This is a genomic window from Arthrobacter psychrochitiniphilus (genome assembly GCF_003185915.1).
Classification (GTDB): domain Bacteria; phylum Actinomycetota; class Actinomycetes; order Actinomycetales; family Micrococcaceae; genus Specibacter; species Specibacter psychrochitiniphilus.
In genome coordinates this window covers 47,473-64,199 of the sequence record NZ_QHLZ01000011.1, presented here as the reverse complement: position 1 = coordinate 64,199, position 16,727 = coordinate 47,473, and the positions used below count along the sequence as shown (strand labels likewise).

The following is a 16,727-nucleotide window of genomic DNA, read 5'->3' as shown; positions in this document are numbered from 1 at the left end:
AAAAGTGTTTATTTGTGGTCAATTCCTTACACTTTTACTTCAAATATAATTGTCCAATTCTGCTTCAAGATAAAGGCCGTATTTGACCGCTTTTTGTTTACTTCATGATGCGGGACACTTAATGCAGTGACTGGGGACACATGGAGTGGGCCACTCGTAAAAGCTGGTGGTGCCACACCCAATCCAACCCGGCACCATCAATACTTGAGCGTCATCTCGCACGCAACGGCCACAATATCTAGGAGCAACAAACGGATGTCAGAGAAAACCATCCCCGACCACGCAGTGTGGCCCGGCACCGTGCACAACGGGATTCTGTCTGTGCCCTCCGGCTCTCACCCAGCCCCACAGCGTGGCTTTGACGTTGCGGAGTTCGCCAACCGGCTGGCACGTGCGCAGCAGCTGATGGCTGAGTCCGGTATGGACGCAATGCTGATCACCACGGAAGCTGAGTTTCGCTACTTCACAGGCTTTTTGACGCAGTTCTGGCAAAGCCCCACCCGTCCCTGGTTCCTTCTGGTGCCTGCCAGCGGTCAGCCCACCGCCGTGATTCCAGGGATTGGATACCCTCCTCTGGCGCAGACCTGGATTGAGGACATTCGGACCTGGACGTCCCCACAGCCGCAGGACGAGGGGGTTTCCCTGCTGGCCGAGACCATGCATGAAATCCTCGGTGACCGGGCCCGGGTGGGAGTGCCCATGGGCCCTGAAACTACCCTGCGCATGCCACTGGCGGACTACGACCGGCTCCGGGCAATGGTGCCCGGATTCAGCTTCCATGACGCAACGGAAGTGGTCAAGACCTTGCGGATGGTTAAATCAGAGGCGGAAATTGAGAAGATCGCCCATATTTGCCGCATCGCCTCCGACGTTTATGACCTGGTCCCTAGCATCGCCACCCCTGGCCAGCCGCTGGTGGAAACCTTCCGTGCGGTCAAGATTGAACTCCTCAAGCACGGGGCCGACGATGTTTCCTACCTTGTTGGCGCATCAGCTCCGGGTGGGTATGACAATGTCATTTCTCCCCCAGGGAACCGTCCCTTGACCGAAGGGGACGTGCTGATGATTGATACAGGCACCGTCTACGACGGCTACTTTTGCGACTTTGACCGAAACTGGGCCATCGGAAAGGCGGACCCCGCAGCCAAGCATGGTTACGCCACACTCTTCGAGGCCACCAACGCCGCGTTGGAGATTGCCCGGCCTGGAGCCACAGCAGGGGACCTTTTCAGAGCCATGCAAAAAGTGATCGTTGACAACGGCTACGCCTGCGGCAATGTGGGCCGGTTAGGCCACGGACTGGGTATGCAGCTGACCGAATGGCCCTCGCACACCAACGCGGATGAGACCATCCTGGTTCCCGGCATGGTCCTCACCCTTGAACCTTCCCTCGATATGAAACCCGGTCAGGGCATGGTGCACGAAGAAAACTTTGTGCTTCGCAACAATGGCCCTCAGCTTCTGAGCCGCCGCGCCCCCGAACAACTCCCTGAGGTGCACTGAGATGAAACTGTCCTATGAATCAGATGCGGGTGTTGCCACCCGCGCCCGCCTGGGCGTTATTGTCCTGCAGGTTGATGAAACGCTCGAATACGAATTCCAAACACTACTGAAGCTACCCGGCGTCGTGCTTCACCACACCCGGGTACCCAGCGGGCTGGACGTCACCGAGGAAACACTAGCGGCCATGGAAGAACACATCCCCATGGCTGTGAGCTTGCTTCCCACCGGGGGTTCCTTCGACGCTATTGGGTACGCATGTACCTCCGGCGCAAGCGTCATCGGAGCCGAAAACGTGGCCAAGGCCGTCCGCTCCGCCTACCCTGCCGAGGTTCAGAACTCCTCAGTGATGCCAGCTGTCACCGATCCGTTGACAGCAGTACGGGCAGCCTGCCAAGCCCTGGGCGTCCGCCAGCTGGGATTCGTCACCCCCTATGTAGCGGAAGTGTCCGAGAAGCTCCGGTCCGCGTTGGAAGAAGACGGCCCCACCATTACCGGGTTCGGTTCCTTTGAGGAATCCGAGGAATGCAAGGTGGCGCGGATCGCCCCTGAATCGGTCTACGAAGCGATCCTCAAGGTGGGGCAGGCCTCGCCCTGCGATGCCGTTTTTGTCTCCTGCACCAACGTGCGAACCTTGGACATTTTAGAACGGGCTGAAGCCAGCCTCGGCAAGCCCGTCATCAGCAGCAATCAGGCGCTCGCCTGGCACATGCTCCGGCTCTCAGGCATCAATGACGCACTGCCCGGATACGGGCGGCTGCTGCGACTACCTCTGAGCCCCACCAATGAAAGCGTAGGGACCGCCACCGCTGCGGTCCAAGGAGGTGCAAAGTAATGGAAAGTTTTATCACGTGGCTCAACGGGCTTGTCTGGAGTCCGGTCCTTGTCATCATGCTCCTTGGCGCAGGCCTGTTTTTTACCATAGCCACCCGCTTCGCCCAGGTCAGGCACGCCCTCGAGATGGTCCGGCTGACCTTTGAAGGGAAAAGTTCCGCATCCGGAATCTCCTCCTTCCAATCGCTGGCACTGTCCTTGGGCGACAAGATTGGTGTTGGCAATATTGCTGGCGTTGCCACAGCAATTGCCTACGGCGGTCCCGGCGCCGTTTTCTGGATGTGGGTGACAGGTTTCCTCGGCATGGCCACCTCCTTCATTGAAACGACCCTGGCTCAGGTCTATAAGAGCAAGCAGGACGGAGAATACCGAGGGGGAACTCCTTACTACATTGAAAAAGCCCTGAAACTGCGCCCTCTCGCCATTATCTTTGCGATCATGACCATGATCACCGGCGCATTCCTGCTGCCGAACGTTCAAGTCAACGCCATCTCCGCATCACTGAATTCAGCCTTCTCCATCAACACCCACATCACAGGGATTGCGCTGATGGTAATTCTGGCACTGATCATCTTCGGTGGCATCAAACGCATTGCCCGCACGGCCGAGTTTGTGGTTCCTTTCATGGCGGCCGGATACATTCTGGTGGGCCTGTTGATCATGGTGGTGAACGCCGCAGAGATACCCGGGCTATTCGCCTTGATCCTCTCCAGTGCCTTCGGCACGAATGCCACGTTCGGCGGGATGATTGGTGCTGCAATTGCTTGGGGAGTCAAGCGCGGGGCCTTCTCGAACGGAGCTGGCTTTGGAAGCGAGACGTATGCCCCGGCTGCTGCCGAGGTTTCACACCCGGCCAAACAAGGACTGGTTCAGTCATTTGCCACCTTCATAGATACGCTGGTCGTCTGCTCCATTACTGCCTTCATGATTCTCATTACGAAGTCCTACAACGTCATTCCGGCAGCAGGTGCGCCGCTGGCAAATCACCTGGACGGCGTTGAACCCGGTCCGCTGTACACCCAGGCCGCCATCGAGTCCGTCCTGCCGGGGTGGGGTTCAGGGACGCTTTCAATTGCTATTCTCTTCTTCGCCTTCACCAGCGTGATGTTCTACATGTACATGGCAGACACCGGACTGGCGTACATCAAACGCTGCTTTGGGATCACGTGGAAATGGCCCGGTGTAGTGCTCAAACTCGGCTTCCTTGCATGCGTATATCTGGGAAGTGTCACCTCCGCCTCGTTCGCCTGGTCGCTTGGGGATCTAGGGTATGGAGCCATGGCGTGGATCAACGTGGTAGTGATTGTCCTCTTGGCCAAACCTGCCCTGCGGGTATTGCGAGACTATGAAAAGCAGCGCAAGGCCGGCATTGACCCTGTCTTTGATGCGGTTGCTGCAAAAGTTGACGGAGCTGATTTCTGGGTCAAGGAACCTGTTATGGCTCCTGCGCAAAGCCTGCGAAGAGACGTAAAGTAGTTCCCTGTCCCGCCTCGCATCTTGTGGTGAGCGGTACATCGAACCCAAATGAATGGCCCTCGACCATTGCGGAGACGCAGTGGTCGAGGGCTATTCATTTAACCCGCCGCGGTAGCGGGTAGGTGGGTGCTTCTGAACCGCGGGTGAGGGTTGGTTTGACGAGGGCCACCACGGAAGCCGCTGAATCGCCGTCCCTGGCAAGTGTTGCCTTGATTTGTTAGCTGGATGTGGCAGGTTGAAAGAATCAGATTGTTCAGGAGCACTGTGCAATTGTGTATGGAAAGTTTCTTGGCCGCGGTCCATCGCATTGACGAAAGGAACATTTACACCATGAATGCTTCACCTTCGAAGCCTGACAACCCCCTCATTGCCTCGCCCAGTAATGGCGGCGCCGACACGGTCGGAGCGCTCTTGCGCCGTACCGTCTCACGCAACGGTGCAACGGAGGCCGTACTGTTCCAAGACCGGCGATGGAGCTATGCTCAGCTCGAAATGGGTGTTGACCGGGTTGCACGCCGTCTGCTGGACCTTGGGCTCCCGAAAGGTGCCCGGATTGCGGCCTACGGCGCGAACTCCGACGCCTACCTACTTCTCTACCTTGCGTGTGCCAAGTCCGGGCTGGTCCACGTGCCCGTGAACTTCGCCCTGAAAGGGGATGAGCTCAGCTACCTGCTCAACGACTCGGGCGCCAGCGTTTTGGTGGTTGATCCCGAGCTGTTGCCGCTCGTGGACGAGTTGAGATCCGCTAGCCGGCTTCCGGCGCTTGAACAGGTGTGGCCGATGTTCCCCGGAACCGATTCCCCCGAACCCTCCGTCGTGGAAACGGCCCTGACCGACGACGTCGATACGGTCCCGGTAGAGGACGAGGGTGGCGAACAGGAGATCCTCCAACTGCTCTATACCTCGGGCACAACCTCCGCACCCAAGGGGGCAATGATGACCCACAAGGCATTGCTTGCGGAATACATCTCTTCCATCATCGGGCTGGACCTTACCGCTGATGACCGGCCGCTCATTGCAATGCCGTTGTACCACTCGGCTGCCATGCATGTATTCATGCTGCCTTACCTTTCGCTCGGAGCCACCATCCGGCTGATCGCACGTCCTGACGTCGGCAAGATTCTGGAGCTCGTCGAGGAAGAGCGCATCGGCTCACTTTTCTTGGCGCCCACGGTGTGGGTGCCACTGAGTAACCACCCAGATCTAGAGACGCGGGACTTGTCCTCGCTGACAAAAGCACAATATGGGGCATCCATCATGCCGGTAACGGTGCTTCAGCGGTTGCGCTCCCGGTACCCGAAGATTGGGTTCTACAACTGCTTCGGCCAGTCCGAGCTCGGCCCCCTATGCACAGTTCTTCGCCCCGAGGAACACGAAACGCGTCCTGCCTCCTGCGGCCGGCCCGTCTTCTATGTGGAAGCGCGCGTCGTTACCACGGACGGCAGCATCGCCGCCGCAGGTGAGCCGGGGGAGATTCAGTACAGGTCACCTCAATTGCTGGTTGGCTATTGGAACAAGCCCGAGGCCACCGCCGAAGCCTTTGTTGATGGCTGGTTCCGGTCAGGGGATCAGGTGACCCGAGATGCCCATGGTTACATCCAAGTCGTGGACCGGATCAAGGACGTGATCAACACTGGGGGAGTGAACGTTGCGCCGAGGGAGGTGGAAGATTGCATTTACGAATTGCCTGAGGTTGCTGAGGTGGCCGTGATTGGCATTGCAGATGCTAGGTGGATTGAGGCGATCACGGCAGTTGTTGTTCTTAAAGACGGGGCGTCCCTCACTGCAGAGTCTGTACGCGCGCACGTCAAGAGCCGGTTGGCAGACTATAAGGCACCCAAACGCGTCGACTTCGTCGCAGAACTTCCCCGCAACCAGTCGGGCAAGCTCCTGAAACGGGAACTGCGCGCGGAACGAGCCGACTAGATCACGGACAGTCCGCCTGAAGCGTTACGCCTTGCTGCCATTTCCGGACTACGCGCCAGCCATTTAGCATCTCGTATTGTTCCAACTTCTTCTCAATAGATCACAGTAGGAACCGTCCCAGCCGCTCCAGCAGAGGTTTGACAGGGCCAAGGTCAACCGCTCCACTGCCCGCGGCCCGCTCGCCGGCGGCTGGCAGCAGTGCCCGGTACGCGCGCTGGACGGCGGCCCGGTGCCCAGACTCCAGGCCAGCTAACCCGATCAAAAACCATGCCACCTCCATGAGTAGATCGAGCGGCGGATCCGGGCAGGAGCCCAACGCAGACAGCGCCTCAGCCGTGTGCCCGGTGCGGACCAGCAGCAGAGGCCGCACCCACGGCTCGTACGGACCAAAAGCCTCATCCGGCAATTCGCCACCGGTCCGGACAGCGGCGGTTAGGGCAGCAAGTTCTGCCAGCCCGCTCCTGAACCCGGGCATTTCACTGCCAGCAGGAGGAGGCGGACCGTCGGCAAAGGTCCAGCGGAACCATGCGGTGAACACCGACGCCAGGGCGCGGTCGTGGCGGGCAGCCAGCTGGTCTATGGCAGCTGCCTGCGCGGACGCAGCAGCAATGTCATCCAGGGCGCACAACGCCTGCATACGGATCAAGCGGCCTTCAATCTCGAAGGTGGGCAGCTCCGCCGCCACCGCAAGGGCGATGATTTCACCACCCAGCGTGTCGCGTACTTTGGCCAGGCCCGCCGTCGAAAATGTCTGTAAATAGCGGGCGCTCAACGCAAGGCACAACAGGGCCGGATCGTGGAGCCGGCGGGCAATGGTCTCCGCCTCGGCAGCCTCGGCCAGCCTGTCCGCCGTGCCACGCGACTCCATGGCCACCGTTGCCAGCAGCCGCGCCCGCACCCGCTCCGAAGACCCCGCCGGTAGCGCTGCCAAGGTGCGCTCGCCGGCCGCAACAATAGCCGCCGACACTTCCGGATCATCGGGCCGGGTCCAGCAACTGGGAACATCAAACCCCGTGATGACACGCGCCGTCAGCTCCGGATCGCCCAGCTGCTCGGCGGCCTCGATGGCAGAGCGGCGTTGCTGCGCGGCAAAGTGAACCGAGCCGGACACGGCCAGCAGCGGTACCAGCGCCGCAACCCCCTCCAGCCCCGAACGGGTCCCGGCACCCGCAGCCCCGGTGACGGTGCGCAGCAAAAGTGAGTGACCGGCGTCGTCCGTGTCCAACGCGGGGTCCTGACGATGGATGCGCAGCTCAAGGTCTGCCAGTTCTGCGCCGGGATGGAGCCCCAGGCTGCCTTGAAGAACGCTGCGGGCCCGGACCAGCACGTCGAGAGCCTCTCCACGGCGCGCCGCACGGTAGTGCGCCAACGCGAGCAACCGCCAGCCCTCCTCCCGCCACGGATGTTCGTCGGTGTGGGAAGCGAGAAGTTCGACGGCGTCTTCCGGACGTCCCAGCGCAAGGCGCGCTGCGGCCAGTTGCTCAAGGATGTTGGCCCGCAGCCCGGCAATCCGAGTGCACTCACCCCGGGCCCAGCCACGGTCGGTGAACTCCTCGAACGCGGCGCCGTGCCATTCCTGCAGCGCCGTGGCCAGCACGAATTCCCGGGTAGCCGCAGCCATCCCGCCCGCAGCCTTGATGGCCGTTTCCGCACGCCGCAAGTCAACCGCGTCGGGTTCCAGACGGAGCAAATACCCGCCGCCTGTGGTGAGCAGAACGGCAGGGGGAGTGTGGGGTGGGCGCTGTGGTTCCAAGATGCGGCGCAGCTCGCCAATGAAGGTTCGCACAGCTCCAACAGCGCCGGCCGGTGGCTCCTCCCATAGGTCTTCCACGAGTTGCTGGGTAGACACTGTTCGGCCACGGGCAGTGATCAGTATGCCAAGAATCTCCCGATGCCGCGCTTTCGAGAGGCGCACCGCGATTCCATTCACGTCCGCACCAATGGCCCCGAGGACGCGGATCCGAAGCTGGCTCATCCGTCCAGTCTAGTGGGCCGTGGCCGGGCTGATCGGGCGCTGATCCGTCCATGGGATTCTCAAGATGGTGCTGCGCCGGAACCGCCGGTGCGGGACGTGGCCGCTATGGCTGAACTCAACAGCAAGGGAAATACATGGATCTGGAACTCACAGGCAAGAAGGCGTTCATCAGTGGATCGAGCCAGGGGATCGGTTACGCGATTGCGAAGGCACTGGCTCGGGAGGGTGCAGCGGTAGTGCTCAACGGCCGGGATCCGGAAAAGCTAGCAGAATCGGTCCGGAGCCTAGAACTCGAGGTGCCCGGAGCTTTGGTTTCCGGGGCGGCTACCGATTTTGCCGACCCCGCTCAGGTAGCACAGCTGTGTCAGGAACTGGGTAGTGTGGACATCCTAGTGAACAACGTGGGCCTCTTTGAGCTGAAACCTTTCACTGACATTTCCGACGACGACTGGCAGCTCTACTTCGAGGTCAACGTGCTCAGCGGAGTGCGGCTGGCTCGGCACGTGATGCCAGCGATGCTGAACCGCGGCTGGGGCAGAATCATCTTTGTGAGCAGCGAATCTGGCGTGAACGTGCCGGCGGACATGATTCATTACGGTGCTACAAAGGCAGCGATGTTGGCCCTGGGAAACGGGCTTGCAAAGCTCACCCGTGGCACGGCAGTCACAGTGAATTCCGTGCTGGGCGGGCCTACCTATTCCGATGGCGTGGCGGAGACGGTGGAGTCGTTGGCTCAGCAGCAGGGGATTACCGCCGATGCTCTGAAGGCTGCGATCATGGCCGGGACGCCCACCTCACTGCTGGAGCGGTTCATAGCACCTGCGGAGATCGCGAACATGGCAGCATTCCTTGCCAGCCCCAAGGCTTCGGCGACGAATGGCGCCGTCGTGCGCGCGGACGGCGGGGTGCTGACGGGGTTGCTATGAGAGTGGCGGGAAAACGTCACTGAAGGGTCTGATCAACCACCACTTCGGTGCGTTCAGGCTCGAAATCCAGCCCTAAGCCGGGCCCTAGTCCTGAACGCATCCGTCACCTATTGTGGAACTCCTCCAGCATGGCTTGCATGTCCGGGTACGGCGTTGCGGCGGGAACCGGTGTGACGTCGCGCAGGGCGCCAACCACGTTGACGGCGGCATCCACGGAAACGCGGTAAGGAAGAGAATCTGAGTTGACGCGGCGGACGCCGAGCCGCTCCAGTTCGGCCACCGTCAGGGTTGCGTGCGCAAGGACGTTCAACGGCAGCTCGATTCCTGCGGCGATGCGTCGGATGTCGTCTGCGGCGGACACACCCGGGACGAAGATCCCGTCCGCGCCGGCATCGGTGTAGGTTTGGGCCCGGAGCCCCACTGCATCCACCGTGGCCTCCTCGGCAAACCAGTAGTTGTCCACCCGGGCGTTGACAAACACGTTAGGGGAGCCGCGCTTTACCGCCGCAATCTTTGCCGCTGAGAGCGCCGGGTTCACCAAATGCCCGTCCGTACTGTCCTCCAAGTTCACCCCGGCCACGCCGAGTGCTGACAGCTTGGCCACGAATCGAGCAACTTCCTCGGGGTCGTCGGAGTAGCCGTTTTCAATGTCGGCGCTGACATGTACCGGAATCCTGCCCAACCCCGATACCAAGGCGAGCGTTGCCGCTTTGCTGGCGTGCCCGCCGTCGGGCATTCCAGCGCTGGCGCAAACACCGAAGCTGGTGGTTCCCACCGCTGGGAAACCGGCCTGTGCGAACGCAAGGGCAGAGCCCACGTCCTAAGCGTTGGGCAGCAAAAGCGGTGCGTCGGTGTAGTGAAGTTCCTTGAAGGTGGTCATGGTGCTTTCCGTCCTGTGCGGGGTGAAAGGAGGAGCTCTTCAAGGCTACTCCTGGGTGGCGCGCACCCGTCCCCGCCTGCGTCAACAAGATCCGCGCCCGCCTCCCCTAAATGCGCCCGGTCTAGCGGGCGCGGAATGGGGGAGCGGTAGCGGATGTTTCAGGGCGGCCATGTTCCGGGCCGCGGGGCAGTGAGGCGCAGCCAGGCTGGCCCCATTTAGGCCAGGGACAGGAACAGTTTCTCCAGCTTTCCGCTGTCCAGGTCCTGACTTTCCCCTGAGGCGAGGCATTCCTTCAGGCTGCCCGCGACCAGTCCGAAGCCTGCCCGATCCAGAGCCTTGCCGACGGCGGCCATCTGCATCACGATGTCTTCGCAGTCGCGCCCTTCCTCAAGCATCTTAATGACGCCCGCCAGCCGGCCCTTGGCACGGCGGGACGGTTGATGATGGGCTTTGAGTCTTCCCCTGACAGCTGCTTGGCACTCCTTGGTTCTTTCAGGTGGACTTGACATAATACCCTAGGGGGTATGTAAAGTATGAGTTGGAGATACCCACAGGGGTATCTAGGAATGAGGAGAAACCGCATGTGCCGCGCCGTGAACTGCAAGAGCTGCAACAAGACCACCTGGGCCGGCTGCGGCAACCACGTTGATGAGGTGATGCGCCATATCCCCAAAGCGGAGCGCTGCTCCTGTGACCGCAATGCGCCCAAATCTGCGGCACCGAAATCTGCGGCCCCCAAGGCCAGCTCCGGCGGCTGGTTCAGCAGGCTGTTAGGCGGAAAGTAGGACGATCGTTGAGCCGCAACCGCGATCACCTCGCAACCGCGAGCACGCCGAGGGCTAGTCGCTGACCTCGTCCGTTTCTGTGGACTTGTGCCGTACGGCCAGGACCTCCTCATGGATCCGTTCCATCTTGACGTCCAGGTTGTTGGCCACCCGGGCAGCGTCCTGGAGTTCCTGCAGCAGGGCCGCGGGAATTTCCTCGTCGAACTTGTAATAAATTTTGTGTTCCAAGCTCGCCCAAAAGTCCATGGCGATGGTGCGGATCTGGATCTCCACGCTCACCGTTTCAACGGAGGCGGATAGGAAGACCGGGACGGACACAATCAGGTGCAGGCTCTTGTACCCATTTGCTTTAGGGGAGGCAATGTAGTCCTTCACCCGCAAGACGGTCACGTCCCGCTGGGAGGAAATCATCTCCGCCACACGGTAGACGTCGGAGATGAAGCTGCACGTGATGCGAATGCCCGCAATGTCGTGGATGTCCCCGCTGATAGCAGCGAACGAGGGCTCCATCCCATCGCGGCTGATCTTTGCCAAAATGCTCTCAGGCGTCTTCAGCCGTGAACTGACGTGCTCAATGGGGCTGTAGTCATGCAGATGCTCAAATTCAGACTTCAGGATGTTGATTTTTGTCATCATCTCGTCAATGCCGAATTGGTAGGAGAGCATGAACCGGGCAATGCCGGTGCGGAACATCTTGAGGGTCTCGAGCGGCAATTCGTGGCGGGCTGGCATTGCTGATGGTTTCCTTCTGGTGCGGTGGAGCGGGCCCTGAGCCTCTCGATTCTAGCTCGCGACTCTGGCAGCCCCCTGTCAGGGATACGCTCGATTTCCCGCCACCGCCGCCTGCGACTGTCCCTAGGACCAATTCGGCAGTTTGAGCCATTCTGAGGCCTGGGCGCGGAACGTCTCCGGTGCCAGTTGGGCTGCGCCGGCTGGCAGGGTGCCCAGGAAGTTCACTCCCTGCCCCTGCAGCGAATCCAGATTGCTCACTTCCACGTACGACGGCGCCGCGGGCCACGCACCAATCACCAATGCGGGCGCAGCCACACCCCTGTGGTGCAGGGCTTCCAACGTGAGCCCCGTATGGTTCAACGTCCCCAAGGCGCTGCGGCACACCACCACGAACGCCGTCCGGATGGTGAGCGCGTCAGATCCCTGGGCTGCAGCACGCTCAACAACTCTCTGGTCAACCAGGGCAGCCAGTTCGGCAATGGTATTGCCCTGTCCGTCCAGGGTCACAAGCAGTCCGCCAGCCCCTTCAACGAGGACATGGTCGTGGCTTGCCGCCAGCTCGAGGATGCGTGCGGCATGGTCGGCCAGGGAGGGAAGGTCCCGGTTTTCACGCAGTGCAGCCGCATCCGGGGCCATGGGATACCTCAGCCGAATGCCCTCGTGGACGTTTTTCACGCCGCTGAGCCGGGCCACCTCGGCCATGTCTGCGGGGTCGTCGCAGGAGACACCCGTCTGCGTCGGCTTGTACACGGCCACAGTGTCACCGTCCGCTGTCAGCGCTGCGGCGAGTGCCGCCGTCGTTATTGTCTTTCCCACGTCCGTGTCGGTGCCGGTGACATAGCTGATGGTGGATTCGCTCATGGGGTTCCTTTCCGGATACCTATAAATAGGCGTGATTTAGTGAGGTTGAGTGGCGTGCACCGTCAGCGGTGCCTGGAATGAGAGCAACCGCAGCCACTGCGGCGGATCTCCCGCGGGCATGAGGCCGGGCAGGGCTCGGGCCGTTTCCTCCACCACCAGTGCGGTTTCCAGCTCGGCCAGTTTGGCGCCCAGACAGCGGTGCAGGCCGTACCCGAACGCCAACGAGAACGCCGAAGCAGCCGCGTTCTCAGGGTGTTGGCCTGTCAGCTCCAGCAGGATCTCGGCCCCGGACGGGATGGCGGTGCCCTGTAGTTCGGTGTCATGCAGGGCAGCCCGCCGCCACGTGTGGACGGAGGATTCCGTGGCCAACACGGCCTTGATATGGGCGCGGGCGGCCTCCGGGTCCGCGAGCGATGCCCACCCTCCCGCTACTTGCCCGAGTTCCAGCCCGCGGTAAAGCGCCGTATTGATCAGTAACGAGGTGGTTTCCTGGCCCGCAATGACGAGGAAATAGCCCAGCGAACAGACTTGAGCGCTCGTGAGCCCGGCAGCATCCAAAACACCAAACAGCGATGCCGTGCCCTTGGCTGCCGCAACTTCCTGGCGCAGCCACACATAGAACTCGGCCGCACTGTGGGCCAGTTCCACCTGCCGCTCGGGATCGGGCCAGCCCCAGAACAGCTCCAGGGAGTCCCTGCTCCAGCGGTTCAACAGGTCCAAGTCCGGGGTGGGTTGGTCCGTCAGCTCGGCCATGACCAAGGGTGGAATGTGCCGGCCCACGGCATCGCCCAGATCCAGCGGACCGTGCGCAAGTTCAAGCTTCGCGGCAGCCAGGCGCTGCTGCGAGAGTTCGCGCACGCGCGGCTCGATCGCCGCCACCTTGGCCGGGGTGAAAAATTTCCCCACCATGGTGCGCACGGCGCGGTGCTGGGCGCCTGTGGCGGAGGCCAATACGGGTGGCAGCGCAAAACGCGCCTTGCTGAGAATGCGCAGGGTGGCAGGAGCCAGCGGCACCACCGACGTCAGCGCATTCGTAGGCGCGAAGTCGTCCGTGCGGGCCATGACCTCCTTGACCTGGGCGGGCTCGCCAATGACTAAATAACTCATGCCGGATTACTCGCTTTTCCGTGGTTGATGCTTGCCATGGCACTGTTTTCAGCGGCACTGTTGGCTGCAGCCAGGACTCGGGCCACGGCAGTGGTGCCGGTGTCGAGTTCTTGGGCCGTGAGGTTGCCGCGGGCCGTGAGCCTGAGCCGGGACACGCCGTCGGGCACGCTGGGCGGACGGAAACAGCCCACCGACACCCCCTCCAACCGCAGCTCCGTGGCGATTTCGGCAGCCAGTGCCGCGGACCCAACAGGGACTGACTGCACGGCTCCGGCTGACGGGGCCACCCCGCAACGCTGCGCCAAAACCTCTGCATTGCGCAGCAGTGCGGCGGCCAGCCCGGGCTCCTCCCGGACAATGGCGGCAGCACGTGCGCCCGCAGCAGCTGCCGCAGGTGCCAACGCGGTATCAAAAATGAACGTCCGGGCCGTGTTCACCAGATGCTCGCGCAACAGTGTCGACCCCAGCACGGCGCCGCCCTGGGAGCCGAGTGCCTTGGATAAGGTGGCAGTCGCGGCAACATGGACCGACCCGGCCAACCCCGCCGCAGCAACAGCCCCCCGCCCGCCGCCGGCAACACCAATCCCGTGCGCCTCATCCACCAAAAGCAGGGCGTCGTACGTGGCACACAGCCCGGCGGCGGCCGCAAGATCTGCCGCGTCCCCTAAGACTGAGTAAATGGATTCAAGCACGACGACGGCCCTCGGCTGGGTGCGCCCGGCCAGTGCGGCGGCAATCGCGTTCAGGTCATTGTGGGGCACCTCCACCGCGGGGGAGCGGGAGAGCTTGATCCCGTCACGCAGGGAAGCGTGGACGTGGGCGTCAAAGATCATCAGGGTTCCCGGGCCACCCAACGCCGCGAGCACGCCCAGGTTGGCGGTGTAGCCGCTGGAAAATGCCAGTGCCGAGTCATGGCCCGTGAGCAGGCACAATTGCTCCTCGAGGTACTGGTGAGCCTGATTGGTGCCGCACACCACGCGGGAAGCCCGGGCCCCGGCGCCGTGGTCGTGCAGTGCCTGGGTGGACGCCTCAATGACGCGCGCATCGGCGGAGAGGCCCAGATAATCGTTGGAGGCTAGGTCAATGACTGTGCCCTGCGGTGTTGCGCTGCGCTGCAGCCCGCGGCGTTCCCGGACCTCGGCGCGAGAGTGGAGCCAGGCGTCCATGGCAGTTTGTGGGCCGGCTGTTGGTGCTGCGGTAGGTGGTGCACCCGGCATTAGCCGTGCACCTGGGACGCTGCGGCGCAGATGCCTGCGCCAATGGTGGCCACGTCGTGGGGCGTGCTGATGAACGGCGGCATGGTGTAAATGAGGTTCCGGAACGGCCTGACCCACACACCATGGTCCAGGGCAGCCGCTGTCACAGCCGGCACATCCACGGGAACATGCAGTTCCACTACGCCCACGGCACCCAAGACCCGCACCTCGCGCACAGATTCCAGCTCCATGGCCGGTGCCAGTGCTTGTTCCAGACTCTGCAGAATTCCAGCAACTTGCTGCTGCCAGGTCCCTCCCGCCAACAGGTCCATGGATGCTGACGCAACAGCACACGCGAGGGGGTTGGCCATGAACGTGGGCCCGTGCAGCAGCGCCCGCAGTGGTGATTCGGTGACCACGGCGGCCACGCGTGCCGAACACAACATGGCAGCCAGGCTCAGGTAGCCCCCTGTCAGAGCCTTGCCCACGCACATGATGTCCGGGGCAACATCTGCCCATTGGGAGGCAAACAGCTTCCCGGTCCGGCCAAAGCCGGTGGCAATTTCATCAACAATCAACAGCAGCCCGTGCTCATTCGCCACGCGGCGTGCGGCCGTCAGAGCCTCCGGGGCATAGAAGAACATGCCTCCGGCCCCCTGAACCACTGGCTCAACAATGATGGCTGCCAGCTCGTTGCTATGGCTGCGCACCGTCTCCTCGAGTACGGCAATCCACCGGGACACGGACTCCGCATCGGAGACGAGCGTTCCGTTGACAAGGTGTGCTGCGGGCGGGCGGGGCAGAAACAGTTGCTGCGCAATATTGGCCGGAAACGCGGAATGCATGCCATCCACGGGATCGCACACGCCCATGGCGGCAAAGGTGTCACCGTGGTAACCGCCACGCAGGGCCAGGAAGCGGTTGCGGCCGGGCCGGCCGCGCCCCAACTGGTGCTGTCCCAGCTGGTATTGCACGGCCAGTTTCAGCGCCACTTCCACCGATACGGAGCCGGAATCGGCAAAGAACACATGGTCCAGACCTGTCATCTCTGTCAGCTGTTCGGCGAGCCGGACAGCAGGTTCGTGGGTCAGCCCGCCAAACATGACGTGGCTAAACCGTCCACTCTGTTCCACCAAGGCCGCGTCGAGCGTTGGGTTCCGGTAGCCGTGGATGGCCGACCACCACGAACTCATGGCATCTAATGCCTCAAAGCTGCGGCCATCTGAACCCGTGAGGCTCAGCTTTGTGCCGTTTGCCCCACGTACCGCGTACGGCGGGTGCCCGTCCAGTGGCGCATAGGGGTGCCACAACAAGCCGCGGTCGCGCTCAATCAGGGAGGCCTCAGGCATTGGGGGCCAGCTGGGTGCCTGCTCCCCGGCGGCGGATGGTGGGATTGGCGCCGGAGGAGGTCTCGGCGTCGTGCGTGCCGTGGCAACCGCAACCACCGGAAGACTGGCTCCCGCACCCCTGCTGGGTGGCGGCTTCCGGACTGCCCAGGACCACGAAGCCGTTGTCCGCGATCATGGCCAGATCGGCCTGCCCGGCCTGGCCCTCGCTGGTGAGGTAGTCACCCAGGAACAGCGAGTTGGCCACATGGAGGGCGAGCGGCTGGAGCGTGCGCAGGTGCATTTCGCGACCGCCAGCCATGCGTAGCTCAGTGCTGGGGCAGGCAAAGCGGACAAGGGCCAGAACGCGCATGCAGGCTGCGGGTCTCAGGAGCCAGGTGCCTTCCAGCGGGGTGCCGTCAAAGGGCATGAGGAAGTTGACGGGGATGGAGTCGCTGCCCAGCTCGCGGAGGGCGAAGACGGCATCAATGAGATCCTCGTGGCTTTCCCCCATGCCTACGATGATGCCGGAGCAGGGGGAGAGGCCAGCGGCCTTGGCATGCTCCACCGTTTGTACGCGGTCGGAGAATTCATGGGTGGAGCAAATCTCTGCGTACATGGATTCGCTGGTGTTCAGGTTGTGGTTGTAGGCGTCTACTCCGGCCGCCTTCAAGCGTCCGGCCTGACCTTCCTTGAGGATGCCCAAGCACGCGCAGACCTCCACGTCCGGGTGCTGGTCCTTGAGTTCTGTGACCATCCCGGCAACCCGGTCCACGTCACGGTCGGTGGGGCCCTTGCCGCTGGCCACCATACACACCCGGGAGGCGCCGGCACGAATTCCGGTGGCGGCTTGGGCCACGGCGTCTTCCGGCTTCAACCACGTGTATTTGAGGATTTGCGCAGCCGAGCCCAGCCGCTGGGAACAGTACGTGCAATCCTCCGGGCACAGGCCGGATTTCAAGTTTACGAGGTAGTTGACCTTGACCGTGTTGCTGAAATGGGTCCGGCGCAGCCGTGCAGCAGCAGCCACCACTTCCAGCAGTTGCTCGTCGGTGGATTCGAGGATGGCAAGGGCCTCATGGCGGGTCAAGGTGGCGCCGCTCAGCTGGCGGGTGGCTAGGTCATCAAAGTAATTGAACACCGTTCAAGTTTGTGTGTTGAGGGTGCCCCTGTCAATTGAGGCGCTCGCAGCTGGGGTGCGAAT

General features: G+C 62.2%; 15 protein-coding genes. 6 read left to right on the top strand and 9 right to left on the bottom strand.

The window, feature by feature from the left end:
- Positions 1 to 255: 255 nt before the first annotated feature.
- The 4 genes from CVS29_RS15095 to CVS29_RS15080 all read left to right on the top strand — a co-directional run bounded on the left by CVS29_RS15095 (position 256) and on the right by CVS29_RS15080 (position 5,736).
- Positions 256 to 1,503, top strand: coding sequence for a M24 family metallopeptidase (locus CVS29_RS15095; RefSeq protein ID WP_110107156.1), 1,248 nt, complete (start codon positions 256 to 258; stop codon positions 1,501 to 1,503).
- Between the two features lies 1 nt (position 1,504).
- Positions 1,505 to 2,335 carry a maleate cis-trans isomerase family protein gene (locus CVS29_RS15090; protein WP_110107155.1) on the top strand — a complete coding sequence of 277 codons (831 nt, stop codon included), beginning with the start codon at positions 1,505 to 1,507 and terminating at the stop codon, positions 2,333 to 2,335.
- Positions 2,335 to 3,810 carry an alanine/glycine:cation symporter family protein gene (locus CVS29_RS15085; protein WP_110107154.1) on the top strand — a complete coding sequence of 492 codons (1,476 nt, stop codon included), beginning with the start codon at positions 2,335 to 2,337 and terminating at the stop codon, positions 3,808 to 3,810. Before CVS29_RS15090 ends, CVS29_RS15085 begins: the two co-directional genes overlap by 1 nt.
- Before the next feature lie 330 nt (positions 3,811 to 4,140).
- Positions 4,141 to 5,736, top strand: coding sequence for a fatty acyl-CoA synthetase (locus CVS29_RS15080; RefSeq protein WP_110107193.1), 1,596 nt, complete (start codon positions 4,141 to 4,143; stop codon positions 5,734 to 5,736).
- 100 nt (positions 5,737 to 5,836) lie between these two features.
- Here the strand turns inward: CVS29_RS15080 and CVS29_RS15075 are convergent, their stop codons facing one another.
- A complete protein-coding gene (locus CVS29_RS15075) occupies positions 5,837 to 7,711 on the bottom strand; it encodes an AfsR/SARP family transcriptional regulator (RefSeq protein WP_110107153.1) in 1,875 nt (624 codons plus the stop codon).
- Between the two features lie 134 nt (positions 7,712 to 7,845).
- Here CVS29_RS15075 and CVS29_RS15070 point away from each other — a divergent pair, with 134 nt between their 5' ends.
- Complete coding sequence (locus tag CVS29_RS15070) at positions 7,846 to 8,637, top strand: SDR family NAD(P)-dependent oxidoreductase (protein WP_110107152.1); 792 nt, start codon at positions 7,846 to 7,848, stop codon at positions 8,635 to 8,637.
- Positions 8,638 to 8,740: 103 nt separating this feature from the next.
- Here CVS29_RS15070 and CVS29_RS15065 read toward each other — a convergent pair whose 3' ends face one another.
- Positions 8,741 to 9,454, bottom strand: coding sequence for an isocitrate lyase/PEP mutase family protein (locus CVS29_RS15065; protein WP_245932266.1), 714 nt, complete (start codon positions 9,452 to 9,454; stop codon positions 8,741 to 8,743).
- 278 nt (positions 9,455 to 9,732) lie between these two features.
- Positions 9,733 to 10,026 carry a metal-sensitive transcriptional regulator gene (locus CVS29_RS15060; RefSeq protein ID WP_110107151.1) on the bottom strand — a complete coding sequence of 98 codons (294 nt, stop codon included), beginning with the start codon at positions 10,024 to 10,026 and terminating at the stop codon, positions 9,733 to 9,735.
- Positions 10,027 to 10,098: 72 nt separating this feature from the next.
- On the opposite strand from CVS29_RS15060, the gene CVS29_RS15055 reads away from it, so the two are divergent.
- Positions 10,099 to 10,302 (top strand): hypothetical protein, encoded by a 204-nt coding sequence (locus CVS29_RS15055; RefSeq protein WP_110107150.1) that lies wholly within the window; start codon positions 10,099 to 10,101, stop codon positions 10,300 to 10,302.
- Positions 10,303 to 10,356: 54 nt separating this feature from the next.
- Here the strand turns inward: CVS29_RS15055 and CVS29_RS15050 are convergent, their stop codons facing one another.
- From CVS29_RS15050 to bioB, 6 genes are all read right to left on the bottom strand, one after another.
- Positions 10,357 to 11,034 (bottom strand): GTP pyrophosphokinase, encoded by a 678-nt coding sequence (locus tag CVS29_RS15050; RefSeq protein WP_110107149.1) that lies wholly within the window; start codon positions 11,032 to 11,034, stop codon positions 10,357 to 10,359.
- 123 nt (positions 11,035 to 11,157) lie between these two features.
- Complete coding sequence (gene bioD / locus CVS29_RS15045; RefSeq protein WP_110107148.1) at positions 11,158 to 11,895, bottom strand: dethiobiotin synthase; 738 nt, start codon at positions 11,893 to 11,895, stop codon at positions 11,158 to 11,160.
- A gap of 36 nt (positions 11,896 to 11,931) precedes the next feature.
- Entirely contained in the window at positions 11,932 to 13,002 is a 1,071-nt protein-coding gene (locus tag CVS29_RS15040) for a cytochrome P450 family protein (protein ID WP_110107147.1), read from the bottom strand.
- The gene (locus CVS29_RS15035) at positions 12,999 to 14,219 is read right to left on the bottom strand and encodes an aminotransferase class I/II-fold pyridoxal phosphate-dependent enzyme (RefSeq protein ID WP_245932265.1); all 1,221 of its coding nucleotides are present in this window, start codon (positions 14,217 to 14,219) and stop codon (positions 12,999 to 13,001) included. The genes CVS29_RS15040 and CVS29_RS15035 overlap by 4 nt, the downstream gene beginning before the upstream one ends.
- Positions 14,219 to 15,547 (bottom strand): adenosylmethionine--8-amino-7-oxononanoate transaminase, encoded by a 1,329-nt coding sequence (locus CVS29_RS15030; RefSeq protein ID WP_110107146.1) that lies wholly within the window; start codon positions 15,545 to 15,547, stop codon positions 14,219 to 14,221. Before CVS29_RS15030 ends, CVS29_RS15035 begins: the two co-directional genes overlap by 1 nt.
- Positions 15,540 to 16,664: a biotin synthase BioB gene (gene bioB, locus CVS29_RS15025; RefSeq protein ID WP_110107145.1), complete on the bottom strand. Its 1,125-nt coding sequence runs from the start codon at positions 16,662 to 16,664 to the stop codon at positions 15,540 to 15,542. The genes CVS29_RS15030 and bioB overlap by 8 nt, the downstream gene beginning before the upstream one ends.
- Positions 16,665 to 16,727 lie beyond the last annotated feature (63 nt).